Genomic DNA, 21,555 nt, shown 5'->3' with positions numbered 1-21,555 from the left:
GGGTCAGCCGGTACGGGGTCAGCCGGTCCGGGCCGGCGTCCCGGGGCCGCTTCCGGCGGCGAGCGTACGGATCAGCGTGCGCAGCACCGCCGCGGAGTCGACCTCGGAGCCCAGTGACTCCGCGGCGGCCAGGCCGTCCACGGCGGCGGCCACGGCCTCGCCCAGCAGACGCGGGTCGGCGTCCCCGCCCCGTTCGTCGGCCAGGACCCGGAACAGCGTGACGAAGCAGCCGCGCCAGCGCCGGTACTCCGCCTCCAGGGACTCCCGTACGCGGGCGTCGTTCAGGGCATGCCAGTGCAACGCCGAGTGCAGATGGGAGAGTTCCGCGCCCTCCGGCCGGGAGAGCAGCCCGACGACCCTCTCGGCCCGTTCCACGAACGGCCCGGGGCCGGAGACGGCCTCCTCCAGGGGAAGGATCCACTCCGGGCGGATGTCCGCGACGACCGCCAGGACGAGATCGGTGCGGTCCTGGAAGTGGTAGTGGCACATCCCGTGCGAAACGCCGGACAGCGCGGCCACGTTGCGGGTGGTGAACCGTTCGCTCATCCCGCCCGCGAGCAGGGTCCGCGCGGCGGCGATCAGCCGGGCCCGGGTCTGCTCGCCCTTCGCCGAGACCCGTGTCCGCCCCGCTCGCACGGGGGGAGCGGCCAGGTCCGGGGAGTCCTTCGCGGAAGCTGCCATGGCGTCACTCTAACGAGCCCGCGCACCGCCACCTGCGACGTTCTCCGATTCCTCGGAATGACCCCGTCCAAAGTATTGACCGAGCGCTTGGCCAGTTTTAGCTTTCCGGTCAACCCCGCAGTCGGCGCGGGTAGTTGGATCCCCAAGGAGACCCCTCATGAACGATCACGCAGCACACCCGCCCGCCGAGGGCATGGGCAGGCGCCGGTTCCTGGCGGCGGCGGGCCTCACCGCCGCTGCCGCCGCCCTCGCGGCGGCCGAGGGACGGGCGCGGGCGGTGGCCCTCCCGGCCGCGGCGGCGGGCACGTTCCGCGTCCCCATCGAGGACGTCCGCCACACCCGCACCTGGATGGCCTGGCCGGACAGCACCTCGATCTGGGGCGGCACGCTGAGCGGTGTCCAGTCGGACATCGCGCTCATCGCCCGCACCATCGCCAAGTACGAGCCGGTCTACGTCTGCGCCAACTCCGCCAGCGCCGCCAAGGCCCGCTCGATGTGCGGTTCGACCGTCACCGTCGTCACCACCATCCCCGTCGACGACTGCTGGATGCGCGACTCGGGCCCGGTCTTCCGTACCGACGGGGCCGGCGGTCTCGACGCGGTGGGCCTGAACTTCAACGGCTGGGGGCGCAAGCAGGCCCATGCCAAGGACAACCTGGTCGCCGGGCGGATCGCCGCGTACGTGGGCGTCCCGTTCACCTCCGCCGGACTGGTGGGGGAGGGCGGCGCGGTCGAACAGGACGGCGCGGGCACCCTGATGGCCACCCGCAGCAGCCTGATCAACCGCAACCGCAACCCCAACAAGTCACAGGCGCAGATCGAGGCCGCGCTGCGCACCGCCTACGGCGCGTCCAAGGTCATCTGGTTCGACGGGGTGGTCGGCCAGGACATCACCGACGACCACGTCGACGCGACCTCCCGCTTCCTGGCCCCCGGCAAGGCCCTGGTCCAGATGCCGCTGGCCTCCGACAACGACGTCTATGCCAAGGACGCGCGCCAGCAGTTCCAGATCCTGTCCGGAGCGACGAGCGCGGGCGGCGCCCGGATGACCGTCGAGAAGCTCCAGGGCCCCGACTACGACCAGATCCGCTCCACCAACCCGGACTTCCTCGCCTCCTACGCCAACTACTACGTGTGTAACGGCGCCGTCATCAGCGGCCAGTTCGGCGACACCGCGGCCGACGCCGCGGCGCGGGCCACACTGACCCGCCTGTATCCCGGACGCGTCGTCGAACGGCTCAACATCGACCGCCTCGGCGCGGGCGGCGGCGGCATCCACTGCGTCACCCAGCAGCAGCCGGTGCCGTAGGCCGTACGGCGGCGGGCCGGTGACCGCGCGGTCACCGGCCCGCCGTTGCGCGTCCCGGGCCGGCGGGTGTGCGCCGCGGGTCCGCGGTTTCGAGCCGCGGGTCCGTCGCTCCGCGGTCCGGGCCCGCGGCTGGGTCCGGACGCGCTCAGGCCGGCCAGCGGACCCGCCCGCCCTCGACCCGGAGCACGGCCGGGACCTCGTCCTCGTGGAACCTGAGGAACCCGATCCCGACCGTGCCGTCCGCGAGCCGGTGTGCCGCGTGGGCCCGTGCGGCCAGCCAGCCGAGCAGCTCGCCGACCTCCTCGAACTCGTCCGGGTGGAGCTCCTGCCGGGACGTCAGCGCCCACCCCGCACCCGGCGGGTCCGTGCGGGGGTCCAGCGCGGAGCTGAGCACCCCGCCCGCCCGCGCCGCGGCGCCGTGCCCGGCCAGCAGGGGCCGGGGATCGTCCTCGACCACCGGGACCCCGTTGTCGTCCACCACCACGACCGGGAACTCCGTGACGATGGAAAGGCGCTCCGGCCGGGGCCCGATCCCCAGGTGCCAGCGCAGTTCGGCCAGCTCCGTCGCGGAGATCTCGTCCCGCAGGCCGACGGCGACCGTCAGGTCATGGATGTCACTCACCCGACGAACTTCTATCAGACGCGGGACGCCCTGGTGCCGTGGCCGGAAAGGTCCACCGGGTCGAGACGCTCGGTGAGCCGGCCGTACAGCTCGGGGCGGCGGGTCCGCATCAGGCCGAACTCCAGCCAGTCGCGGCGCTGGTCGAGGTCGAGGTCGGCGACGAGCACGGCGGGGCGCTCGCGCGGGGCGCGCAGCAGGACGCGGCCGTACGGGTCGGAGATGAAGGAGGAGCCGTAGAAGGTGGAACGGCCCTCGGTGCCCACCCGGTTGGGCACGATCATGAAGAGCGCGTTGGCCAGACCGTTGGCGCTGATCGCGTGCTCCCACAAGGGCCGGGTGTCGAAGTCCGGTAGGTCCACCTCGGAGCCGATGGCGGTGGGATGGACGAGGACCTCCGCGCCGTGCAGGGCGTAGGCGCGGGCGAGTTCGGGGAACCACTCGTCCCAGCAGGTCGGGAAGCCGAAGCGGGCGCCTTCGAGGGCGACGACCGGGAAGCCGCTGTCGCCGGGCCGGAAGCAGAGGTCCTCGCGGTAGCCGGGGAAGGCGGGGATGTGGTTCTTGCGGGTCCGGGCGATCAGGGCGCCGTCGGGGTCCACGCAGACGGCGGTGTTGTATCCGAGGCCGCCGTCCTCGGCGCGCTCGTAGAGGGAGGCGTGGACGGTGATGCCGAGGTCGGTCGCGAGCCCGGCGGCCAGGCGGACGGTGGGGCCGCCCTCGACGTCCTCCAGGTAGCGGGCGGCGCCGTCGGCCATCGGGTCGTCGGTGTTGCAGAAGTACGGGCTGCGGGTCAGCTCCGGCAGGCACACCACCGTGGCGCCCTGTCCGGCGGCCAGGGCCACGCCCTCGCGCAGCCGGGCGTCGTGCTCGTCCTCGTCGGCGTACCAGCGCGTCTGGACGAGGCCGACGCGCAGCGGGTCCCGCTCGGCGGGCTCCGTGCGGGCGGGTGAGCCGAGGGGGGAGCCGTAGGAGGTGAGGAGTGCGTACGAGGTCACGGGCGAGCCGCCTTCGGGAGTTTCCTGACTGAAGTTTCAGTCAGGATGCGCGAAACGAAGACGCCCGTCAAGGGGCGGACCCCGGGGGCGGCCGGCCTCCCGTCAGTGCGCCGCGCTCCCGCCGGGCGGGCGGCGGTCGCGGTACCGGGCGCGCCACCGCGCGAGGAGTTCACCGGGCGTGCGCGGCGACGGCGTGGGCTCGGCGGGCCACTCCTCCTGCCGGGTCTGCGGAACGTTCGGCATGAGGTAGCGCATGCGTTCCGTCTCCAGCACGCACAGTGGGATCCCGCCGGGGTCGTCGGGGTGTTCGAGGCGGACCGTGAACGGCCGCGGCGGCTCGGTGGTGATCTCACCCCGCACGAGGGTGACCGCGGCGCGGCCGGTGCGCACCGAGGAGACGGCCTTCCCGTCGACGAGAACCTCGACGTGGTGGCGCGGCAGATCGCACAGGACGGTGATCGAGTGCCCGTCCTGATCCAGGTGGAAGCGCTGATGGGCCGCCACGGCACCCTCCCGGTCCGTTCCTGGCTCCAGCCTACGGCGCACCCCCGGCCCCCGCCCGGACCCGGGCTGTGCTCGCGGCGCACGGTCCGCCCCGCCCCGGGGCGAACCGGGACGATCGAACATACGATGGGCGGAAACCGGCGCGGACGGCTCGCCGCGCCGATCGTTCCAGGCCCCTCGGGGTGGGAGACGTATGGCACAGGTCGCCGACACAGCGCGGACCGTCATCCTGACCGTGGACGACGACCCGGGCGTGTCCCGCGCCGTCGCCCGCGACCTCAGGCGCCGCTACGGCGCCGCGTACCGCATCGTGCGCGCCGAGTCCGGGGAGTCCGCGCTCGAGGCCCTGCGCGAGCTGAAACTGCGGGGAGACCTGGTGGCCGTGATCCTCGCCGACTACCGGATGCCGCAGATGAACGGCATCGAGTTCCTCGAACAGGCCCTGAACGTGTACCCGGGCGCCCGGCGCGTGCTGCTGACCGCGTACGCCGACACCAACGCGGCGATCGACGCGATCAACGTCGTCGACCTCGACCACTACCTGCTCAAGCCCTGGGACCCGCCGGAAGAGAAGCTCTTTCCGGTCGTGGACGACCTCCTGGCCGCCTGGCGCTCCAGCGACCACCGGCCGGTGCCCGCCACCAAGGTCGTCGGGCACCGGTGGTCGGCGCGCTCCTCGGACGTACGGGAGTTCCTGGCGCGCAACCAGGTGCCGTACCGCTGGTACTCCTCCGACGAGCCCGAGGGCCGGCGGCTGCTGGAGGCCGCCGGGGCCGACGGGCGGCGGCTGCCCCTGGTGATCACGCCGGAGGGCGGCGTGCTGATCGAGCCGGAGGCGGCCGAGCTGGCCGCCCGCGTGGGGCTCGCGACGACGCCGGCCGCCGACTTCTACGACCTCGTCGTGATCGGCGGCGGCCCCGCCGGGCTCGGCGCGGCCGTGTACGGGGCCTCGGAGGGGTTGCGCACGGTCCTGATCGAGCGGTCGGCGACCGGCGGGCAGGCCGGGCAGAGCTCCCGCATCGAGAACTACCTCGGCTTCCCGGACGGCGTGTCGGGCGCGCAGCTCACCGAGCGCGCCCGCCGCCAGGCCGGCCGGTTCGGCGCCGAGATCCTCACGGCGCGCGAGGTCACGGGCCTGGAGGCCAGCGGCGCGGCCCGTGTCGTCCGCTTCTCCGACGGCTCGGCGGTCGCCGCGCACAGCGTCATCCTGGCGACCGGGGTGTCCTACCGGCAGCTCCACGCTCCCGGCTGCGACGACCTGACCGGCTGCGGGGTGTACTACGGCTCCTCGCTCACCGAGGCGTCGTCCTGCCAGGGGCAGGACGTGTACATCGTCGGCGGCGCGAACTCCGCGGGGCAGGCGGCGATGTACCTGGCCCGGGGCGCGAAGTCGGTGACGCTGCTGGTGCGCGGGGAGTCCCTGAGGGCGTCGATGTCGTACTACCTGGTCCAGCAGATCGAGGAGGCCCCGAACATCTCGGTCCGGAGCCGGACCGTGGTCGAGGCGGCGCACGGAGACGGGCACCTGGAGCAGCTGACGCTGCGCGACGTCGACACGGGCGCGACCGAACTCGTCGACGCGCAATGGATGTTCGTGTTCATCGGCGCGGCCCCGCTGACCGACTGGCTGGACGGTACGGTGCTGCGCGACGAGCGCGGATTCATCCTGGCCGGCCCGGACCTGACACCGGACGGGAGGCCGCCCGCCGAATGGGAGCTGGAGCGGCCGCCCTACCACCTGGAGACCAACATTCCCGGCGTGTTCGTCGCGGGCGACGCGCGAGCGGAGTCGGCGAAACGCGTCGCGTCCGCCGTCGGAGAGGGAGCCATGGCCGTCATGCTCGTCCACCGTTACCTGGAGCAGTCGTGAGCGGGCAGGTGAGCGGGCAGGTCATGCCCTGCGCCCCGCAGGAGATCGCCTCGCTGTTCCTGTTCGAGAAGCTGTCCCCGGAGCAGCTCGGGCGGCTGTGCGCCGAGGGGGTGGTGGAGCGGTTCGAGCCCGGTCCGGTGTACACCGAGGGCGACCCGGCGACCTGCTTCTACGTCATGATCGAGGGCACCGTCGTCCTGTACCGCCGGGTCGGCGGGGACGACGTGGAGGTGGCCCGGACCTCACAGCGCGGGGTGTACTCGGGAGCCATGCAGGCGTACCTGGGGGACCGGGTGCCGCAGACGTACAACAACTCGATGCGGGTGACCGAGCCGACGCGGTTCTTCGTGCTGCCCGCGCAGTCGTTCTCGGACGTCATGCGCGAGTGGTTCCCGATGGCCGCGCACCTGCTGGAGGGGCTCTTCTTCGGGTCGAAGAGCACCCAGCAGGCCATCGGTCAGCGCGAACGGCTGCTGGCGCTCGGGTCGTTGTCCGCCGGACTCACCCACGAGCTCAACAACCCGGCCGCGGCGGCCGTACGGGCCACCGCCACGCTGCGGGAGCGGGTGGGCAGGATGCGGCACAAGCTGGCCGTCATCGCCCAGGGCTCCTACTCGCGCGAGGCGCTCGCCGACCTCATCGAGATCCAGGACCGCACCGCCGACCGCGTCGCCAAGGCACCGGTGCTGAGCCCGCTGGAAGCCTCCGACCGGGAGGACGAACTCGCCGACTGGCTCGACGGCCACGGCATCGCGGAGGGCTGGCGGATCGCGCCGACCTTCGTCCAGGCGGGACTGGACACCGACTGGCTGGAGCAGGTCGCCGCGACCGTGGCCGAGGACATGCTGCCCGGGGCGATCGGCTGGCTCAACTACACGGTCGAGACCGAGCTGCTGATGGACGAGATCGACGACTCCACCACCCGCATCTCCCACCTGGTGGACGCCGCCAAGCAGTACTCCCAGCTCGACCGCGCGCCCCACCGGGTGGTCGACGTCCACGAACTCCTCGACAGCACCCTGCTGATGCTGACCGGCAAGATCGGCCCCCGGGTCCGGGTGGTCAAGGAGTACGACCGCACCCTCCCGGACGTGCCCGCCTACCCGGCGGAACTCAACCAGGTGTGGACCAACCTCATCGACAACGCCGTCTTCGCCATGGGCAGCACCGGCCTCGACGGCACGCTGACGGTCCGCACGGCCCGGCAGGGCGACCGGCTGCTGGTGGAGTTCCGCGACACCGGACCCGGCGTCCCGGCGGACATCCGCAGCCGCATCTTCGATCCCTTCTTCACCACCAAGCCGGTCGGCGAGGGCACCGGCCTCGGCCTGGACATCTCCTGGCGGATCATCGTCAACAAGCACCACGGCAGCCTCCAGGTGGAGTCCGCGCCGGGCGACACCCGGTTCCAGGTACTGCTGCCCCTGACCGACCCGGACCCCGAGGCCGGGCCCGAGGCCGGGCCCGGAACCGCGACTGAGGAGGAGCCCGTATGACCGGCACCGACGGAAGCCAGGGAATCAACGGAATCAACGGGAGCAACGGGAGCAACGGGAGCAACGGGAGCAACGGGATCGACCCGGGAGTCCCGCCCACCGGAACCGGCTGCGCCGACTGTGACGCGGCGGGCGGCTGGTGGTTCCACCTGAGGCGGTGCGCCCAGTGCGGCCACATCGGATGCTGCGATTCCTCGCCAGGCCGGCACGCCACCGCCCACTGGAAGTCCACCGGCCACCCCCTGGTGCAGAGCTTCGAACCGGGCGAACCGTGGTTCTGGGACTACGGCGAGAACGAGTTGTACGAGTCCGGTCCCGCGCTGGCGCCGCCCACCGGGCATCCCGCGGACCAGCCGGCGCCGGGCCCGGCCGGCCGGGTCCCGGAGGACTGGAAGCGGCTGCTGCGGTAGAGCGACCGCGAGGGCCCCGGTGGGGCACCGCGCCACAGGGCGGAGACCGGCTGTGTGGGGCGTACACATGGAAACGGCGCCCGCACGTCGCGCATGCTTCCAGCCATGACAAGCGGAATCAATCTCCCGTCCGGGGGGACACCGGCCGCCTGCCTGGCGGGCCGCACCGCCATGGTGACCGGCGCCGGCAGCGGCATCGGACGGGCCTGTGCCACGGCGCTCGCCGCCGCCGGAGCCCTCGTCCACGTGGTGGACGTCGACGCCAGGGCGGCCGCGGCCGCCGCCGAGGAGACCGGCGGCCGGGCGCACGTCGTGGACCTCGCCCGGAGCGACCTGCTGGGGGAGCTCCCCACGGAGGTCGACATCCTGGTCAACAACGCCGGGCTCCAACACGTGGCACCGCTCGCCGAGTTCCCGCCGGACCAGTTCGACCTCATGCAGCAGGTCATGGTCCGGGCGCCGTTCCTCCTGATCCGCCACACACTGCCGCACATGAGCGCGCGGGGCTGGGGCCGGATCGTCAACATCTCCAGCGTGCACGGCCTGCGGGCCAGCGCGTTCAAGGCCGGATACGTGACCGCGAAGCACGCCCTCGAAGGGCTCAGCAAGGTGGCCGCCCTCGAGGGCGCGCCGCACGGAGTGACCAGCAACTGCATCAGCCCGGGCTACGTGCGCACCCCCCTCGTGGAGCGGCAGATCGCGGCGCAGGCCACCGCCCACCGCATCGACGCCGGGCAGGTGGTCGGCGAGGTGCTGCTCGGCCGCTCCGCGGTCAAACGCCTCATCGAGCCGGAGGAGGTCGCGGCCGTCGCCGTATGGCTCTGCGGTCCGCACACCGGCTACATCACCGGTGCCTCCCTCCCCGTGGACGGGGGCTGGACCGCCGCCTGACCGCCCCGGGGCCCTTCCCGCGAAGGGCCCCGGAGCGTGACATCGGTCCGGTCAGAGACCGAACTCCTGCGCGGACAGACCGAGCGCCGCGCACGCTTCCCGCAGGACCCGCTGCTCGTCTGGGGAGATGTGTCCGTCCGCTCCGGCGATCACGAAGCCGGTCTGCACCACCGCCTTGGCCTCCACGGGCTTCTTCGCCGCCTTGGCGATCTCCTGCATGGCCTCGGCCCTCCCCTGCACGGGGTTGAGGCTCAGCTGGTCGGCATGCTTGTTGAACCGCTGCCGCAGCTGATCGGGCGGGAAGTTCCGCAGGACGTCGTTCTGCAGGATCAGCGACTCCACCTGCCGGCGCTCGGCCTCGTCGACCGTCCCGTCCGCGGCCGCGACCAGGGCGCACACGGCCATGGTGGCGTCCCGGTAGGCACCGCTCTTGAGTTCCGTCTTGAGCGTGCTGAGCTGAGACTTGAAGACATCCACCAGCTGGGCCTTCGATCCCCCACCGGAACCCGCCCCCGGTCGCCCGTGCCCGCCGGAGCCCTGCGGCTGCTGTTGAAGGCGTCCCTTGGCCTGGTCCTTGATGCGGTCCCACATTGCCATCCGTGCCACCTCTTCGATCGCATGCCCGTCCGCGCGCTTGCCGCGCGGCCTCTTCGTCGTGCCCCACCACGTCCGGCGGTCCCGGAAACCCACACGGACCACCGGAGGCGGCTGTGCGGGGGCGCACGTGACCGCTTTCCGGTGACGTCACGGACGACGAATGGATTCACGCATCCTTTTCGCCTCGGGCGTGCCTGGCATGCCGGGCGGGCCGGTTCTTCCTGGATTTCCGGCGGGAACGCACCTTCCGCCCGATCATGACGGCCAGAGCCGCCACGACGACAACCATGATGACCTTCGAGAGGATTCCCACGTACTGCCCCACTGTTTCCCATTGGTCCCCCAGCCAGTAGCCGGCCATGATGAGAATGAAATTCCAGATGGAACTGCCCAACGCGGTGAGAAGCAGGAAAAGCGGTATGGGCATCCGTTCGAGACCGGCCGGTACGCTGATGAGGCTGCGGAAAATGGGAATCATCCGGCCGAAGAACACGGCTTTCGTGCCGTGTTTGGCGAACCACTGCTCGGTCTTCTCCAGGTCGGACGTCTTGACCAGGGGGAGCCGGGCCCACAGGGAGTACATGCGTTCCCGGCCGAAGAGGTTGCCGATCCAGTAAAGGGCGAGGGCGCCGACCACCGAACCGGCGGTGGTCCAGAAGAGCGCGGAGTAGAGACTGATCACTCCCTTCCCCGCCGCGAATCCCGTCAACGGCAGGATGACCTCGCTCGGCAAGGGCGGGAACAGGTTCTCCAGCGCGATGGCGAGTCCCGCTCCCGGACCGCCCATCGTGTCGACGAGGTCCGCCGCCCAGCCCGCGATTCCGCCTGCGGGCTCCGCGGCCAATGGGAATTCGTTCATGTGTCTACTCCGGGCTCTGTGGGCTTCGGCCACGCACTGTGGGCTTCGGCCACACGGCGGGGGCGTTGCGGCAGGGCTTCGATCGGCCCTGAAAAGGCTTCGTCGGCTCAGGTGTACGGCCCGTCGGCTGGGGCGGAGCGGGCGCGGGCGAGTTCGCGCGTTCCCCCGCAGCGGCTTTCACCGGGGTGAGGGCGGGAACCGCGCCGCCGCCGCGCACGGCGTCCCCGAGCACCGCGACCCGTCGAGCCCGACGGCACATCCGCCGCGGCGCGAGCTGCCCACGGGCAGGGACGGGAGCGCGGCTCAGTGCGGCCTACGACGGCAGCGGGCCTACGACGGCAGCGGGGCTGCGGCGGGATCCGGGCAGCGGGTCACCCTGGCGTCAACCGGAAGGGAATCCGGTGTGCCGCTCAGCAGCGAAGGACCCGCACCGGGGAAGAAACGAGCGGGGTGACGCAGCCGCGGGAAACCTGGCAGGGGGAATCCGGAGCAGACGCGTGGCAGCCCGGCGCGGAGGAGCCCATCGCTTCCTTGGAGGGCGGCGAAATCGCGGTGACGTCAGCGTCCTGACTGCGGTGGCGGAGCGCGACGTCCCCGTCCTCGAATTCGTCCGGAAGATCCAGCCCGGAGTTGTCCCACATGGAATGGGCCTGGGAAGACGAGGTCACGGCGGCTTCGGCCGGCTGCGGCGTCGGGGTGAGGAATCCGAGAGCGAAGAAGGAAACCACGAGGAAGACGGCGGCGTTGACGCAGAGGGCCAGGGTCTTCCCGCAGCGCATTCTCCACGCTCCCCTTGCCGTTGGTGCCGCTTGGCGGCCGAACCGCCCCACCACTCCGGGATTTCCCACCGGAGGGCTGAACTATAACAGCCGCAGATGAAGCGGCCCCGGAGCCGCTGTGCCCCGCGGCGGCCCCCGGGCGAGGCGTCGGCCGCTCCGCCCGCCCGGAGAGAACCGGTTCCGGGGTGTGGTGGCCGGGCACACCGGTGCGGGGGTGATTGTGAGGACCGGCCACATGTACCGGTGACCTGCGGACTCCTACGTTGTGGCGACACCGTCGTCCCCGCAGACCCCGGAAGTGGTGCACATGGTCACCCCAGCAACGGCTCCGCAGGCCCCGTCCGGCATCCGGAGAATCATCGCAGCGAGCCTCATCGGCACCACCATCGAGTGGTACGACTTCTTCCTCTACGGCTCCGCCGCCGCACTGGTCTTCAACAAGCTGTTCTTCCCCAGCAGCGAACCGCTGGTCGGAACCCTGCTCGCGTTCCTGACCTACGCCATCGGCTTCGCGGCCCGCCCCCTGGGCGGCCTGGTCTTCGGCCACTACGGGGACAAGATCGGCCGGAAGAAGCTGCTGGTCCTCAGCCTGCTCCTCATGGGCGGAGCCACCTTCGCCATGGGCCTGCTCCCCACCCACGCGAGCATCGGAGTCGGCGCCCCCGTCCTGTTGACGCTGCTGCGCCTGGTCCAGGGCTTCGCACTCGGCGGCGAATGGGGTGGCGCGGTCCTGCTGGTCTCGGAGCACGGGGACGACAAGAACCGCGGCTTTTGGGCCTCCTGGCCCCAGGCCGGCGCTCCCGGCGGCAACCTGCTGGCCACCGGCGTGCTCGCCCTGCTGGCCGCCGTCCAGTCCGAGGAGGCGTTCCTCGCCTGGGGCTGGCGGATCCCGTTCCTGCTCTCGGGCGTCCTGGTCGTGATCGGCCTGTGGATCCGGGTGTCGGTCTCCGAATCCCCGCTCTTCCTGGAGGCCCGGGCGAAGGCCGCCGGACAGGCGGCCGCCGCGGGCGTCAAGGAGAAGCCGCCGATCGCCGAGGTGTTCCGTTCGAACTGGCGCGGAGTCCTCACCGCGATCGGGACCCGCCTCGGCGAGAACATCTCGTACTACATCATCACCGCGTTCCTGCTCGTCTACGTCACCACGCACCTCGGGCTGTCCAAGAGCCAGGGGCTGAACGCGGCCCTCATCGGATCCGCCGTCCACTTCGTCACCATCCCGGCCTGGGGCGCGCTGTCCGACCGCATCGGCCGCCGCCCGGTCACGCTGATCGGCTCGGTCGGCATGACCGGCTGGGCCTTCGTGTTCTTCACGATGCTGGACACCAAGTCCTTCCCGGTGATCGCCGCGGCCGTCACCGTCGGACTCGTCCTCCACGGCGCGATGTACGGACCGCAGGCCGCCTTCATCTCCGAGATGTTCGACACCCGGGTCCGCTACTCGGGCGCCTCGATGGGATCCCAGCTGGCCTCCATCATCGGCGGCGCGCTCGCCCCGATCATCGCCGTCGCCCTGCTCGACCGCTACGGCTCGTCCGTGCCGATCTCCCTCTACCTCGCCGCGGCGACGCTCGTCACCACCCTGACCGTCCTGGTGGCCAGGGAGACGCGCGGGCGTAGCCTGGCGCGGGACCACGAGCCGGCCGCCACGACGGTCCCCGGCCGCCGGCCCGCGCACGAATCGATCCCCGCGGACCGGTGAGCTCCGGCCGCCCGCCGCGCCCCGTCCGCCGCGTCCCGCAGGCAGCGGCGGGCTTCCCGAGCCACGGAGAGCGCCCCATGCCCACCACCGTGAAGGACTCCGGCACCGGCCCGGCCTGGACCGTCCTGCGGCAGCTGCTTGACCTGCTGGAGCAGGGCGCGCCACCCGAAGACTTCGCGCGGGCGGCGGAGGCGGCCCGGGACGCGGCGGCGGGCGGGCCGGAGGCCGCCGCGATAGCCGAGGCCACCCAGGTGGCGCTGCGCGTACGGCGTACGCTCGGCCAGCACCGGCGCCGCGAGGTCGAGCTGGCCGCGCTCTTCGACACCGCCGGCGACCTGGCGGCGCTCAGGGACCTGGACGCCGTACTGCGGGCGATCACGCACCGGGCCAAGCTGCTCCTCGGCACGGACGTCACGTACCTGTCCCTCAACGACGAGGAGGCGGGCGACACGTACATGCGGGTGACCGACGGCTGCGTCTCCGCGGCGTTCCAGCGGGTGCGACTGGGAATGGGGGAGGGGCTGGGGGGACTCGTCGCCGAGTCGGCCCGCCCCTACACCACCGGCGACTACGGCGAAGACCCGCGCTTCAAGCACACCGAGACGATCGACGCCGCCGTCACGGACGAAGGGCTGCGGGCGATCCTCGGCGTACCGCTGCGCCTGGGTACGCGGGTGATCGGCGTCCTGTACGCCGCGGACCGCACCGCCCGTACCTTCGCGCCCGACGAGGTCGCCCTGCTCGCCTCGCTCGCCGACCACGCCGCCATCGCCATCGACAGCGCCCGGCTGCTGGACGAGACCCGCACGGCGCTGGTCGACCTCAACGAGGCATCGCGGACCATCGAGGCGCACAGCGAGGCCATGCGGCGGGCCGCGGACGCCCACGACCGGCTGACCGACCTCGTCCTGAGGGGAGGGGACATCGCGGAGGTCGCGACCGCCATCGGCGCAGTCCTCCAGGGCGGGACCCTCATCCACGACCCGGACGGCGCCGAACTCGCCCGGGCGGGCGCGGAGCCCCAGGCCCCGCCGGCGCGGGCCGTCGCCGCCTCCCGGGCCGGCGGCCGGGCCGTGCCCGTGAACGGAGCCTGGGTGTGCGCCGTCCTGGCCGGGCCCGAACTCCTCGGCAGCATCGCCCTGACCGGCCGCGCCGACCTCGGGGAGGCGGACCGCCGCCTCTTCGAGCGCGCCAGCGTCGTCACCGCCCTGCTCCTGCTGCAGCGCCGCTCCGTCGCCGAAGCCGAGGACCGCGTACGCGGCGAACTCCTGGGAGACCTGCTCGCGCGGGCGGCGGACCCCACCAGCCTGGCCGCCCGGGCCCGCCGGCTCAGGGTGAACCTCGACCACCCGCACGCGGTGTTCGTCCTGCGCGCCGGGACCGTGCCCCGCCGCCGGCTGCTGGCCGCGGCCGCCCGTTCCGTACGGATTCGCAGGGGACTCGCCGGGCAGCACCTCGACGAGGTGGTGCTGCTCGCGCCGTCCGAGACCCCCGGCGCCGACGCCCGCACCCTCGCGGACGAACTGGGCCAGGCGGTGGCCGCACCGGTCACCGTCGGCGCCGCGGGGCCGGTGACGGGCGCCGCGGGCTTCGCCGACGCCCACGCGGAAGCCCGCCGCTGCCTCGGGGCCCTCCTCGCCCTGGGCCGCGGCGGCACCGGGGCCGCGCCGGCCGAACTGGGCTTCCTCGGCGTACTGCTCGGAGACCGGACGGACCTCGGCGGCTACGTCGAGCAGACCCTCGGCCCCGTCATCGAGTACGACGCGAAGCGCGGTACCGATCTCCTCCACACCCTCCAGGCGTACTTCTCCGCGGGCATGAGCCAGTCCAGGGCGAAGGACGCGCTGCACGTCCACATCAACACCGTGGTGCAGCGCCTGGACCGGGTCGGACAACTCCTCGGCCGCGACTGGCAGTCGCCGGAACGGGTGCTGGAGATCCAGCTCGCCCTGCGCATCGCCCGGGTCGCGGCGGCCGGCGGGACCGGGAGCGGGACCGGGAGCGCGTGAGGGTCCGTCCGGCGGCGTGATCGACTCCCTTGACGCGGCAGGTGGTTAGGGTCCATATTATCTCCATGGACGCACGCGAAGCCTCGTTCGAGGAGGCCCCGACGCTGGATCAGGCCCGGCGTCAGATCCGGCACTACGGCCTCGATTCCGACCCGCAGGCCGTACTGGTCGCGGTGCGGCTGATGGCCGCCGGGGCCCGGCTCGGTCAGGCGAGCGAGGTCCACTTCTCCCGGTTCGGCCTGTCCACCGGCCGCTACCGCCTCCTCGCGGACCTGGAGGACAGCGAGGGCGAGAAGTCGCCCTCGCTCCTGGCCGCCAGCCTCGGCGTCTCCCGGGCGACGGTCACCGGGCTCATCGACTCCCTCGAGAGGGACGGGCTGGTCCTGCGGCGGCCGTCCGCCCAGGACGGGCGCGCCTCGGTGGTCGTCCTGACCGCGCGCGGCGCGCAGAAGCTGCGCGACCTCGCCCCCGACCACTTCCGCCGCCTCCAGGCGATGGTGGCCGACCTGAGCGTCGAGGAGCGGACCGTCTTCCTCGAGCTGCTCTCGCGCGTCACCCGGGGCATCGGTGCGCTGACCGAGCGCTAGCCGGCGGCGCGCGGTGCCCGCCGGCGCGAGCCCGCGTCCCCGTGCCGCCTGCGCGCCGCTCCTCGCACGCGCAGGTGGGAGGGGGAGGGGTCGTTTCGCATATCCATATAGTTAGGTTCCTAATTACCAACCGAGGAGAGATCTCCGTGGGTACACGAAGAAACGCCCCGCACGGCGGTGGGCGTCCGCCGGGCCGCTTCGTCCTCTGGCGCGAGGTGCTGATCGCCTACGCGGCCCCCGCCCTCACCGCCGGCGCCGGTGGCCTGGCCTCGGGGCGGCAGGACCTGACCGTTGCCGCCCTCACCTCCATCGCGGGCACCTCGGCGCTCGTCGCGGCCCTCACCGGTGCCCGGCTCCGGCGCGCGGGCATCCGTCCCCGCCGGGCCGCCTCCCTGCCGAAGGCCGTACTGGCGGCGGGCGCGGCGCTGATGGCGGCCGTCGTCGCGGCCGGGGCCGTGCACCTCGCCGTCCAGGGCCTCACGGTGTGGCCCGCGCCGTTCCCGTCCGGCTCGCCGTGGCCCGGACGCCTCCGGCTGGACGTCCCGCTCTCCGCCGCGCTCGCCGCCGCCATCATCACCTGGCGCTGGCGCGGAGCCACCCACGGCGTGCGCTGATCCGGGCCGCCGCACCGCGTCGCCGCAGCGACCACCACCTGTCGCACCCGCCCATCACCGCACCGCCACGGAAGGACACCGAATGATCGTCGTCATGGGAGCCACCGGAGCCACCGGAAGCGCACTCCTGCACCGCCTCACCGAACTGGAACTGCCCGTCAGGGCGTTGAGCCGCGATCCCGGTCGGCTCCGGGACCGGCTCGGCGGCGCCGCCCTCGCGCGGACCGAGGTCCTGGCCGCAGACGCCGCCGACCCCGCGTCCCTGCGGGCCGCCTTCACCGGCGCGAACCGGCTCTTCCTCACCATGGCCAACGGCCCCGCCCAGGTCACCCTGGAAACCAATGCGATCACCGCGGCCGCCGACAGCGGCATCGGGCACATCGTGAAGCTCTCCGCCCCCGGCGCCGGCCCCGGCTCTCCCGTGGCCGTCGCCCGCGGGCACCACACCGTCGAGGAGGCCCTCCGGAGCTCGGGGGTCACCCGTACCGTCCTGCGCCCCTACGCGTTCATGCAGAAGCTGCTCCTCCTCGCCCCCGGGGTGGCCGCGGGCGGCGTCGTCCACGGCGCCATGGGGGACGCGGCCTGCAACTACATCGACTGCCGCGACATCGCCGACGTGGCGGCCGCCGCGCTGACCCGGCCCGAGATCGCCGGGCACACCCACACCCTCACCGGCGGACGGACGTACTCCCACCCGGAACTCGTCGGCCTGCTCGGTGCCTTGCTGGGGCGACAGGTGCGGTACGTCGACCTGACCGGTGCGGAACTGCACCGCCACCTCGTCTCCGCGGCCCGCATGCCCGACTGGCTCGCCGCCCACGTGGTGGAGATCCAGCGGATGGCCACCACCCACCCCGAAGAGCCCGACGACACGGTCTCCCGGATCCTCGGGCGGCCGCCCCGCACCCTCGAGGCATTCCTCCGCGAGCACCTCGGTGCCTTCCGGAGCGACGGGGCACGGCCTGAGGAGATCCGGGCTCCCCACTGACCCCGGCCCTCACCGTGTACGGAGCCGTCGCTGCCGAGCCCGCCTGAGCGACGGGGAGCGCCTCGCGGGGCGGCGCGAGGCGCGTCCCGGCGGCCGGTCAGCGCAGCGGCGTCGCGCCGGCGCAGCCGAGGAACGTCCGGCGGGAGCCCGGCATGATCATGAGGCTGCCGTTGGTCGTGTGGGGCGTGAGGGCGACGGACACCGAGACCGTCCGCATCCGCGGCAGGCCGTCCTCGGGGTGCCAGGTCTCGAAGCCGGAGTGCCGGGAGAAGCCGCTCGCGCCGAATCCCGGCTTGGCGTTGACGCGGGACTGGTGGACGTACACGTCGGAACCGAGGATCTGCCGGGCCCGGTCCACGATCCGGGGATCGGCGGCGAGCCGCGCGAACACCTCGCTGATCCGGTGGACCTCGAAGACCGAGCGGACCTCGCCGGAGCCGGGCTCCACGATGGCGCGCTCGTCGGCCCGGACCGCGGGGTCCGACACCAGCCGGTCCATCTCGGCCCGGTACCCCTCGGCTTCCGCGGGGCCGACGAGCTGCTCGGCGGTGAGGAAGCGGAGGAACGGGAACGACGCTGCGGCCCCCGGGGCGCGAAGAGGTACGACCGATCCCTCGCGACCGCGGAGAACGGGCCGTACGCCTCCGCCCAGCCCCTCGGATGGACGGAGCCGTACGGCCCGGGCTGAACACGCGCGGCCTGCCGGTACGGGAGGTACCGGCAGACCCGCGCGCTCGTGTGGTGCGCACCGCGTGCCACCGGGCCGGAGCGGGGGCTCCCGCCCGGGCTCGGACCTGATGGTGGCGTCGGGTTCTAGAAGGTGAGGTTCCAGGCGTCGATCTTGCCGGTGTCTCCGCCGGCGTTGTCGTTGACGCGGAGCTTCCAGGTGCCGTTGGCGGTTTCGGTGGAGGCGTTGACGGTGTAGGTCTGGCTGATGTTGTCGGCGCTGCCGCCGGTGCGGTTGTGGAGCGTGTAGACGCTGCCGTCCGGGGCGACGAGGTCGACCTTCAGGTCACCGGTGTAGGTGTGCGCGATCGTGACGCCGACCTTGAGGGTGGCGGGGGCGTTGCCGGTGACACCGCTGACGGTGATGGGGCTTTCGACGGTGGTGTTGTCGCCGATCGCCACGTCGGTGGTGTTCTGGAAGGCCGGGGTGGTGGGAGTGGTGGCGACGGCGTTGACGGTCGCGGTGGCGTCGGCGAGGCCGGTGCCGCAGCCGCCGGTGCAGGTTCCGGCCAGCGGGCGGGCGTTGGTCTTGATCGCCGACTCGATCTGGGCGGGGGTCAGGGAGGGCTTGGCCGCGACGAGGAGGGCGGCGAGGCCCGCGACGTGGGGGGCGGCCATGCTGGTGCCCTGGTAGGGCTTGTAGTTCTCGGCGCCGGGGGTGGTGGTGCCGGCGTTGAGGGTGGAGAGGATGCCGTTCTCGGGAGTGGTGACGGTGCCGGGGGTGTCGGTGGCCCGGCGGGTCTCACCGCCCGGGGCGGCGACATCGATGATGCTGCCGTAGTTGGAGTAGAAGGAACGGTCGCCGGTGCGGTTGCTGGCGGCGACGTTGATGACGTTGTTGCAGCTGGCGGGGGAGAACCCGGCGGCGTCCGCGTTGCTGTTGCCGGCGGCGACGACGACGGTCGTGCCGCGCCCCACGGCGGCGTTGATGGCGTTCTGGTAGCTGGTGCCGCAGGCGCCGGAGCCGCCGAGGCTCATGTTGATGACCTTGGCCGGGGTGGCGTTGGCGGGGACCCCGGGGACGCTGCCGCCGGAGGCCCAGGTGATGGCGTCGACGATGTCGGAGGTCGCGCCGCCGCACTTGCCCAGGACGCGGACGGGCTGGATGCGGGCGTTGTACGCGATGCCGGCGATGCCCTTGCCGTTGCCGGTGGCGGCGGCGATGGTGCCGGCGACGTGGGTGCCGTGCCAGGAGGAGTCGCTGGCCTTGGAAGTGGCGCTGCACTCCCCGGCGGCGCTCCAGTCGCCCTGGTCGGCCGGGTTGTTGTCGCGGCCGTTGCCGTCGCGGGCGGCGGTGGAGCTGGTGATGAAGTCGTAGCCGGCGACGGTGTTGGCGGCGAGGTCGCTGTGGGCGACGTAGCCGGTGTCGATGACGGCGACGGTGACGCCGCTGCCGGTGGTCTTGTCCCAGGCGGCGGGGACGTTCATGCCGGCGGTGGGTTCGAACAGGTCCCACTGCTTGGCGTAGTCGGTGTCGTTGGGGGTGGCGGCGAGGGCGTAGGCCCGGGAGTCGGGCTCGACGTAGGCGACATCGGGGTCCGCGCGGAACTGGGCGATCACGTCGGCGGCGTCCGCGGGGGCGACGGCCTGGCCGAGGTTCACCAGGGCGGCTCCGGTGCCCAGACGGCGGTCGAACTTCGCCTTCTTGCCGGCCTTCTTGCCCTTGGCGGCCGCGTCGTCGGCGGCGGCCGTGTTGGAACTGGCTTCGCTGGCGGAGGACTTGTACCCGACGATGAGGTTCTCCACCGGAGCCGCGGCGGCGGCACCGGCCGGGGCCGGGGCGGGGACGTCCGCGGCGACGGCCACGGAAGCGGTGGCGCTGCCGGCGAGGAGCGTGACGGACATCGCCACGACGGATATGAGCCTGCGTCTCGTTGCGTGCACGGTGTTCCCTTTCGCGGGCCGTTTCCGGGCAGGCCGGAGCGGCCGGTCGGTGCATGTGGGAGGTGTGTGGCAGCGGCGGGACCGGGGTGGGGTGGTCGGTCCGGTCCCGGTCGCCGCCGTGTGCCGTGTTGTCCTGTCCGCCCGCCCGGTGGGCGTCGCACGGCGGTCGGGACGAGGGCGGTACCGGTGGTCCCCCGGGTCGGCGCGGCTCCACGTCCATGTGGGGTGACGTGTGGGCCGCGGGCCCCGGGGAAGATCGCCGGTGGGCAGACAGTAGGCAACACGGAGATGAACCCGATACAGGGAAAACCCTTGTCCGACCCCCCTGCCACCCCCTCGGCGCGGCTCCGATCCGCCGTTCTGGGGCCTGCGCGCCACCCTCCGCGTCGTCTTCCGCGTCCTCTCGCGGATGCTTCCCGCGGTGCCCTCCGCGGTCCGGACACCGAAGACCCGCCCGGTGGACGCGCCGGATCACCCCGGCGACCCCCGGCCGGGCAGCCCCTCCACCCTCCCGGTGCACGGGCCACCGGCGCACCTGCTGCCGGGTGTCGGAGCGCGTACCGGGCCTCGGGCCGCAGGTGACCTCAGCACCCGTGCGCTTGGGGCCGGTGGGTATCGTGAGGCATCAGGGCGCCCGTACGCGGGGAAGTCAACGCCCCGTGTGACAACGGAGGGTGTTCTGTGGAGGGGTCCTTGAACGGGTCACGTGCCGGCGGCGTTCCCACTGCCGCGACCGTATGCGTCATCGGTGCGGGCCTGGCGGGGCTGGCGACCGCACACGCCCTGTCGGGCAGGGGAATCGACTTCGTCTGCCTGGAGAAGGCCCCGGACGTCGGGGGGATCTGGCGGCAGCCGGGAGCGGGCGAACGGGGCCCGGCCTACCGGTCGTTGCACCTGAACAGTGCCAAACAGCTCACCGGCTACGCCGACTTCCCGATGGCGGCCGAACTGCCCCTCTACCCCCGTCACGGCGATGTCGCCGCCTATCTGCGGTCCTTCGCCGAGTGGGCCGGGCTGCTGCCCCGCATCGAACTGGGCACCGAGGTGCTCTCCGTACGGCAGGACGCCGACGGCGCCTGGACGGTCACCAGCCGGGACGTGCGGGGAACCGAGTCCGTGCGGCGCTTCGAACGGGTCGTCGTCGCCTCGGGCCACAACACCGAGGCGGCGCTGCCCAGTTCGCTGCCTCCGGGCTCCGACTCCTTCACCGGACGGATCCTCCACTCGATGGACTACCACGACGGCGGCGACTTCGCGGGCCAGCGGGTCGTCGTCGTGGGGATGGGGGCCTCGGGGGTGGACATCGCCGCCGACCTGTCCCGGCACGCCGCGCGGACCCTGCTGTCCGTCCGCCGGGGTCTGCACGTGGTGCCCAAGCAGCTCTTCGGCATGTCCGTGGACCTGATCGCCGACGCCCCGTGGTGGAACGAGATGTCCTTCCCCGACCAGCGCCGCTTCGTGGAGCAGGCGCTGCTCGTGGCCCGGGGCAGGCTGTCCGACTACGGCCTCCCCGAGCCCGACCACCCCGTCTTCTCCTCGGCCGTGACCATCTCGGACGAGATCCTCAGCCGGATACGGCACGGCGGGGTGGTCCCGCGCCCCGCGATCGACTCCCTGGACGGCGGCCGGGTGCGCTTCACCGACGGAACCACGGCCGACGTGGACGCGATCGTCTACTGCACCGGATTCCGCATGGCCTTCCCCTTCCTGCCCACCGGGTGTCCGGCGGGCCCGCAGAAGGCCGTCGAGCTCTACCGGCGTGTGGTCGCGCCCGACCGGAGCGGCCTGTACTTCGTCGGCCTGATCCGTCCGGTGGGCTCGATCACGCGTCTGGTGGAAGCGCAGTCCCGGTGGGTGGCGCGGATCATCGGCGGCGAGGTCGCCCTGCCGTCGGCGGACGTCATGCGCGAGGAGATCGACGCGTACCTGAGCCGCGTCCAGGAGCGCTACGGGCGGACCGAGGGAGCCTCCATCCAGGTGGACGTCGGGCCGTACCTGCGGGAACTCCGGGAGCTGCAGGACGCGTAGCGGCTGCCGG

19 protein-coding genes and 1 pseudogene are annotated in these 21,555 nt (G+C 72.7%); 11 read left to right on the top strand and 9 right to left on the bottom strand.

The annotated features are described in order from the left end of the window. Positions 1 to 18: 18 nt before the first annotated feature. Positions 19 to 681 carry a TetR/AcrR family transcriptional regulator gene (locus ABT106_RS08515; RefSeq protein WP_351274216.1) on the bottom strand — a complete coding sequence of 221 codons (663 nt, stop codon included), beginning with the start codon at positions 679 to 681 and terminating at the stop codon, positions 19 to 21. A gap of 157 nt (positions 682 to 838) precedes the next feature. Here ABT106_RS08515 and ABT106_RS08510 point away from each other — a divergent pair, with 157 nt between their 5' ends. Beyond that, on the top strand, positions 839 to 1,990 hold the full coding sequence (locus ABT106_RS08510) for an agmatine deiminase family protein (RefSeq protein ID WP_351274214.1): 1,152 nt from the start codon (positions 839 to 841) through the stop codon (positions 1,988 to 1,990). A gap of 145 nt (positions 1,991 to 2,135) precedes the next feature. On the opposite strand, the gene ABT106_RS08505 is transcribed toward ABT106_RS08510, so the two are convergent. From ABT106_RS08505 to ABT106_RS08495, 3 genes are all read right to left on the bottom strand, one after another. Then, positions 2,136 to 2,612, bottom strand: a complete 477-nt coding sequence (locus ABT106_RS08505) for a hypothetical protein (RefSeq protein WP_351274211.1) — start codon at positions 2,610 to 2,612, stop codon at positions 2,136 to 2,138. A gap of 14 nt (positions 2,613 to 2,626) precedes the next feature. Further along, complete coding sequence (locus ABT106_RS08500) at positions 2,627 to 3,604, bottom strand: nitrilase-related carbon-nitrogen hydrolase (RefSeq protein ID WP_351274208.1); 978 nt, start codon at positions 3,602 to 3,604, stop codon at positions 2,627 to 2,629. A 102-nt stretch (positions 3,605 to 3,706) separates the two neighbouring features. Further along, on the bottom strand, positions 3,707 to 4,108 hold the full coding sequence (locus ABT106_RS08495) for a hypothetical protein (RefSeq protein ID WP_351274205.1): 402 nt from the start codon (positions 4,106 to 4,108) through the stop codon (positions 3,707 to 3,709). Between the two features lie 193 nt (positions 4,109 to 4,301). Between ABT106_RS08495 and ABT106_RS08490 the strand changes: the two genes are divergently transcribed. From ABT106_RS08490 to ABT106_RS08475, 4 genes are all read left to right on the top strand, one after another. Beyond that, the gene (locus tag ABT106_RS08490) at positions 4,302 to 5,978 is read left to right on the top strand and encodes an NAD(P)/FAD-dependent oxidoreductase (RefSeq protein WP_351274202.1); all 1,677 of its coding nucleotides are present in this window, start codon (positions 4,302 to 4,304) and stop codon (positions 5,976 to 5,978) included. Positions 5,979 to 6,001: 23 nt separating this feature from the next. Beyond that, a complete protein-coding gene (locus tag ABT106_RS08485; RefSeq protein ID WP_351274239.1) occupies positions 6,002 to 7,474 on the top strand; it encodes an ATP-binding protein in 1,473 nt (490 codons plus the stop codon). Then, positions 7,471 to 7,884: a UBP-type zinc finger domain-containing protein gene (locus tag ABT106_RS08480; RefSeq protein ID WP_351274199.1), complete on the top strand. Its 414-nt coding sequence runs from the start codon at positions 7,471 to 7,473 to the stop codon at positions 7,882 to 7,884. Before ABT106_RS08485 ends, ABT106_RS08480 begins: the two co-directional genes overlap by 4 nt. A gap of 105 nt (positions 7,885 to 7,989) precedes the next feature. After that, positions 7,990 to 8,775 (top strand): 3-hydroxybutyrate dehydrogenase, encoded by a 786-nt coding sequence (locus ABT106_RS08475; RefSeq protein ID WP_351274197.1) that lies wholly within the window; start codon positions 7,990 to 7,992, stop codon positions 8,773 to 8,775. A 51-nt stretch (positions 8,776 to 8,826) separates the two neighbouring features. Here ABT106_RS08475 and ABT106_RS08470 read toward each other — a convergent pair whose 3' ends face one another. The 3 genes from ABT106_RS08470 to ABT106_RS08460 all read right to left on the bottom strand — a co-directional run bounded on the left by ABT106_RS08470 (position 8,827) and on the right by ABT106_RS08460 (position 11,010). Beyond that, entirely contained in the window at positions 8,827 to 9,372 is a 546-nt protein-coding gene (locus ABT106_RS08470) for a tellurite resistance TerB family protein (protein WP_351274194.1), read from the bottom strand. Positions 9,373 to 9,538: 166 nt separating this feature from the next. Beyond that, positions 9,539 to 10,231: a DedA family protein gene (locus ABT106_RS08465; RefSeq protein ID WP_351274191.1), complete on the bottom strand. Its 693-nt coding sequence runs from the start codon at positions 10,229 to 10,231 to the stop codon at positions 9,539 to 9,541. 410 nt (positions 10,232 to 10,641) lie between these two features. Next, on the bottom strand, positions 10,642 to 11,010 hold the full coding sequence (locus tag ABT106_RS08460; protein WP_351274188.1) for a hypothetical protein: 369 nt from the start codon (positions 11,008 to 11,010) through the stop codon (positions 10,642 to 10,644). 307 nt (positions 11,011 to 11,317) lie between these two features. Here ABT106_RS08460 and ABT106_RS08455 point away from each other — a divergent pair, with 307 nt between their 5' ends. The 5 genes from ABT106_RS08455 (at position 11,318) to ABT106_RS08435 (ending at position 16,907) form a co-directional block, all read left to right on the top strand. Beyond that, complete coding sequence (locus tag ABT106_RS08455) at positions 11,318 to 12,709, top strand: MFS transporter (RefSeq protein ID WP_351274186.1); 1,392 nt, start codon at positions 11,318 to 11,320, stop codon at positions 12,707 to 12,709. A 77-nt stretch (positions 12,710 to 12,786) separates the two neighbouring features. Beyond that, positions 12,787 to 14,718, top strand: a complete 1,932-nt coding sequence (locus ABT106_RS08450) for a helix-turn-helix domain-containing protein (protein WP_351274184.1) — start codon at positions 12,787 to 12,789, stop codon at positions 14,716 to 14,718. Between the two features lie 65 nt (positions 14,719 to 14,783). Continuing rightward, a complete protein-coding gene (locus tag ABT106_RS08445) occupies positions 14,784 to 15,305 on the top strand; it encodes a MarR family winged helix-turn-helix transcriptional regulator (protein WP_351274181.1) in 522 nt (173 codons plus the stop codon). Between the two features lie 146 nt (positions 15,306 to 15,451). Then, positions 15,452 to 15,919: a hypothetical protein gene (locus tag ABT106_RS08440; RefSeq protein ID WP_351274178.1), complete on the top strand. Its 468-nt coding sequence runs from the start codon at positions 15,452 to 15,454 to the stop codon at positions 15,917 to 15,919. Positions 15,920 to 16,001: 82 nt separating this feature from the next. Continuing rightward, entirely contained in the window at positions 16,002 to 16,907 is a 906-nt protein-coding gene (locus ABT106_RS08435; RefSeq protein ID WP_351274175.1) for an NmrA family NAD(P)-binding protein, read from the top strand. A 106-nt stretch (positions 16,908 to 17,013) separates the two neighbouring features. Here ABT106_RS08435 and ABT106_RS08430 read toward each other — a convergent pair. Together ABT106_RS08430 and ABT106_RS08425 are read right to left on the bottom strand one after the other, a co-directional pair. Further along, positions 17,014 to 17,559: pseudogene (locus ABT106_RS08430) on the bottom strand (phytanoyl-CoA dioxygenase family protein); the annotation flags it as partial. A gap of 161 nt (positions 17,560 to 17,720) precedes the next feature. Continuing rightward, the gene (locus ABT106_RS08425) at positions 17,721 to 19,478 is read right to left on the bottom strand and encodes a S8 family peptidase (RefSeq protein WP_351274236.1); all 1,758 of its coding nucleotides are present in this window, start codon (positions 19,476 to 19,478) and stop codon (positions 17,721 to 17,723) included. A 732-nt stretch (positions 19,479 to 20,210) separates the two neighbouring features. On the opposite strand from ABT106_RS08425, the gene ABT106_RS08420 reads away from it, so the two are divergent. Beyond that, the gene (locus ABT106_RS08420) at positions 20,211 to 21,545 is read left to right on the top strand and encodes a flavin-containing monooxygenase (protein ID WP_351274172.1); all 1,335 of its coding nucleotides are present in this window, start codon (positions 20,211 to 20,213) and stop codon (positions 21,543 to 21,545) included. The last annotated feature ends 10 nt before the right edge of the window (positions 21,546 to 21,555 follow it).

The sequence above is a fragment of the Streptomyces sp. NPDC002044 genome, assembly GCF_040296725.1.
GTDB lineage: Bacteria > Actinomycetota > Actinomycetes > Streptomycetales > Streptomycetaceae > Streptomyces > Streptomyces antarcticus.
Note: the sequence above shows the minus strand (reverse complement) of the source record. Positions and strands in the feature narration are given on the sequence as shown.

What these genes read in the sequence shown, in the direction of transcription:
- ABT106_RS08455 (WP_351274186.1), top strand. Translation starts at nt 11,318, where the DNA reads ATGGTCACCCCAGCAACGGCTCCGCAGGCCCCGTCCGGCATCCGGAGA.
- ABT106_RS08480 (WP_351274199.1), top strand. Translation starts at nt 7,471, where the DNA reads ATGACCGGCACCGACGGAAGCCAGGGAATCAACGGAATCAACGGGAGC.
- ABT106_RS08445 (WP_351274181.1), top strand. Translation starts at nt 14,784, where the DNA reads ATGGACGCACGCGAAGCCTCGTTCGAGGAGGCCCCGACGCTGGATCAG.
- ABT106_RS08460 (WP_351274188.1), bottom strand. Translation starts at nt 11,010, where the DNA reads ATGCGCTGCGGGAAGACCCTGGCCCTCTGCGTCAACGCCGCCGTCTTC.
- ABT106_RS08425 (WP_351274236.1), bottom strand. Translation starts at nt 19,478, where the DNA reads ATGTCCGTCACGCTCCTCGCCGGCAGCGCCACCGCTTCCGTGGCCGTC.
- ABT106_RS08510 (WP_351274214.1), top strand. Translation starts at nt 839, where the DNA reads ATGAACGATCACGCAGCACACCCGCCCGCCGAGGGCATGGGCAGGCGC.
- ABT106_RS08490 (WP_351274202.1), top strand. Translation starts at nt 4,302, where the DNA reads ATGGCACAGGTCGCCGACACAGCGCGGACCGTCATCCTGACCGTGGAC.
- ABT106_RS08475 (WP_351274197.1), top strand. Translation starts at nt 7,990, where the DNA reads ATGACAAGCGGAATCAATCTCCCGTCCGGGGGGACACCGGCCGCCTGC.
- ABT106_RS08435 (WP_351274175.1), top strand. Translation starts at nt 16,002, where the DNA reads ATGATCGTCGTCATGGGAGCCACCGGAGCCACCGGAAGCGCACTCCTG.
- ABT106_RS08465 (WP_351274191.1), bottom strand. Translation starts at nt 10,231, where the DNA reads ATGAACGAATTCCCATTGGCCGCGGAGCCCGCAGGCGGAATCGCGGGC.
- ABT106_RS08485 (WP_351274239.1), top strand. Translation starts at nt 6,002, where the DNA reads ATGCCCTGCGCCCCGCAGGAGATCGCCTCGCTGTTCCTGTTCGAGAAG.
- ABT106_RS08450 (WP_351274184.1), top strand. Translation starts at nt 12,787, where the DNA reads ATGCCCACCACCGTGAAGGACTCCGGCACCGGCCCGGCCTGGACCGTC.
- ABT106_RS08470 (WP_351274194.1), bottom strand. Translation starts at nt 9,372, where the DNA reads ATGGCAATGTGGGACCGCATCAAGGACCAGGCCAAGGGACGCCTTCAA.
- ABT106_RS08515 (WP_351274216.1), bottom strand. Translation starts at nt 681, where the DNA reads ATGGCAGCTTCCGCGAAGGACTCCCCGGACCTGGCCGCTCCCCCCGTG.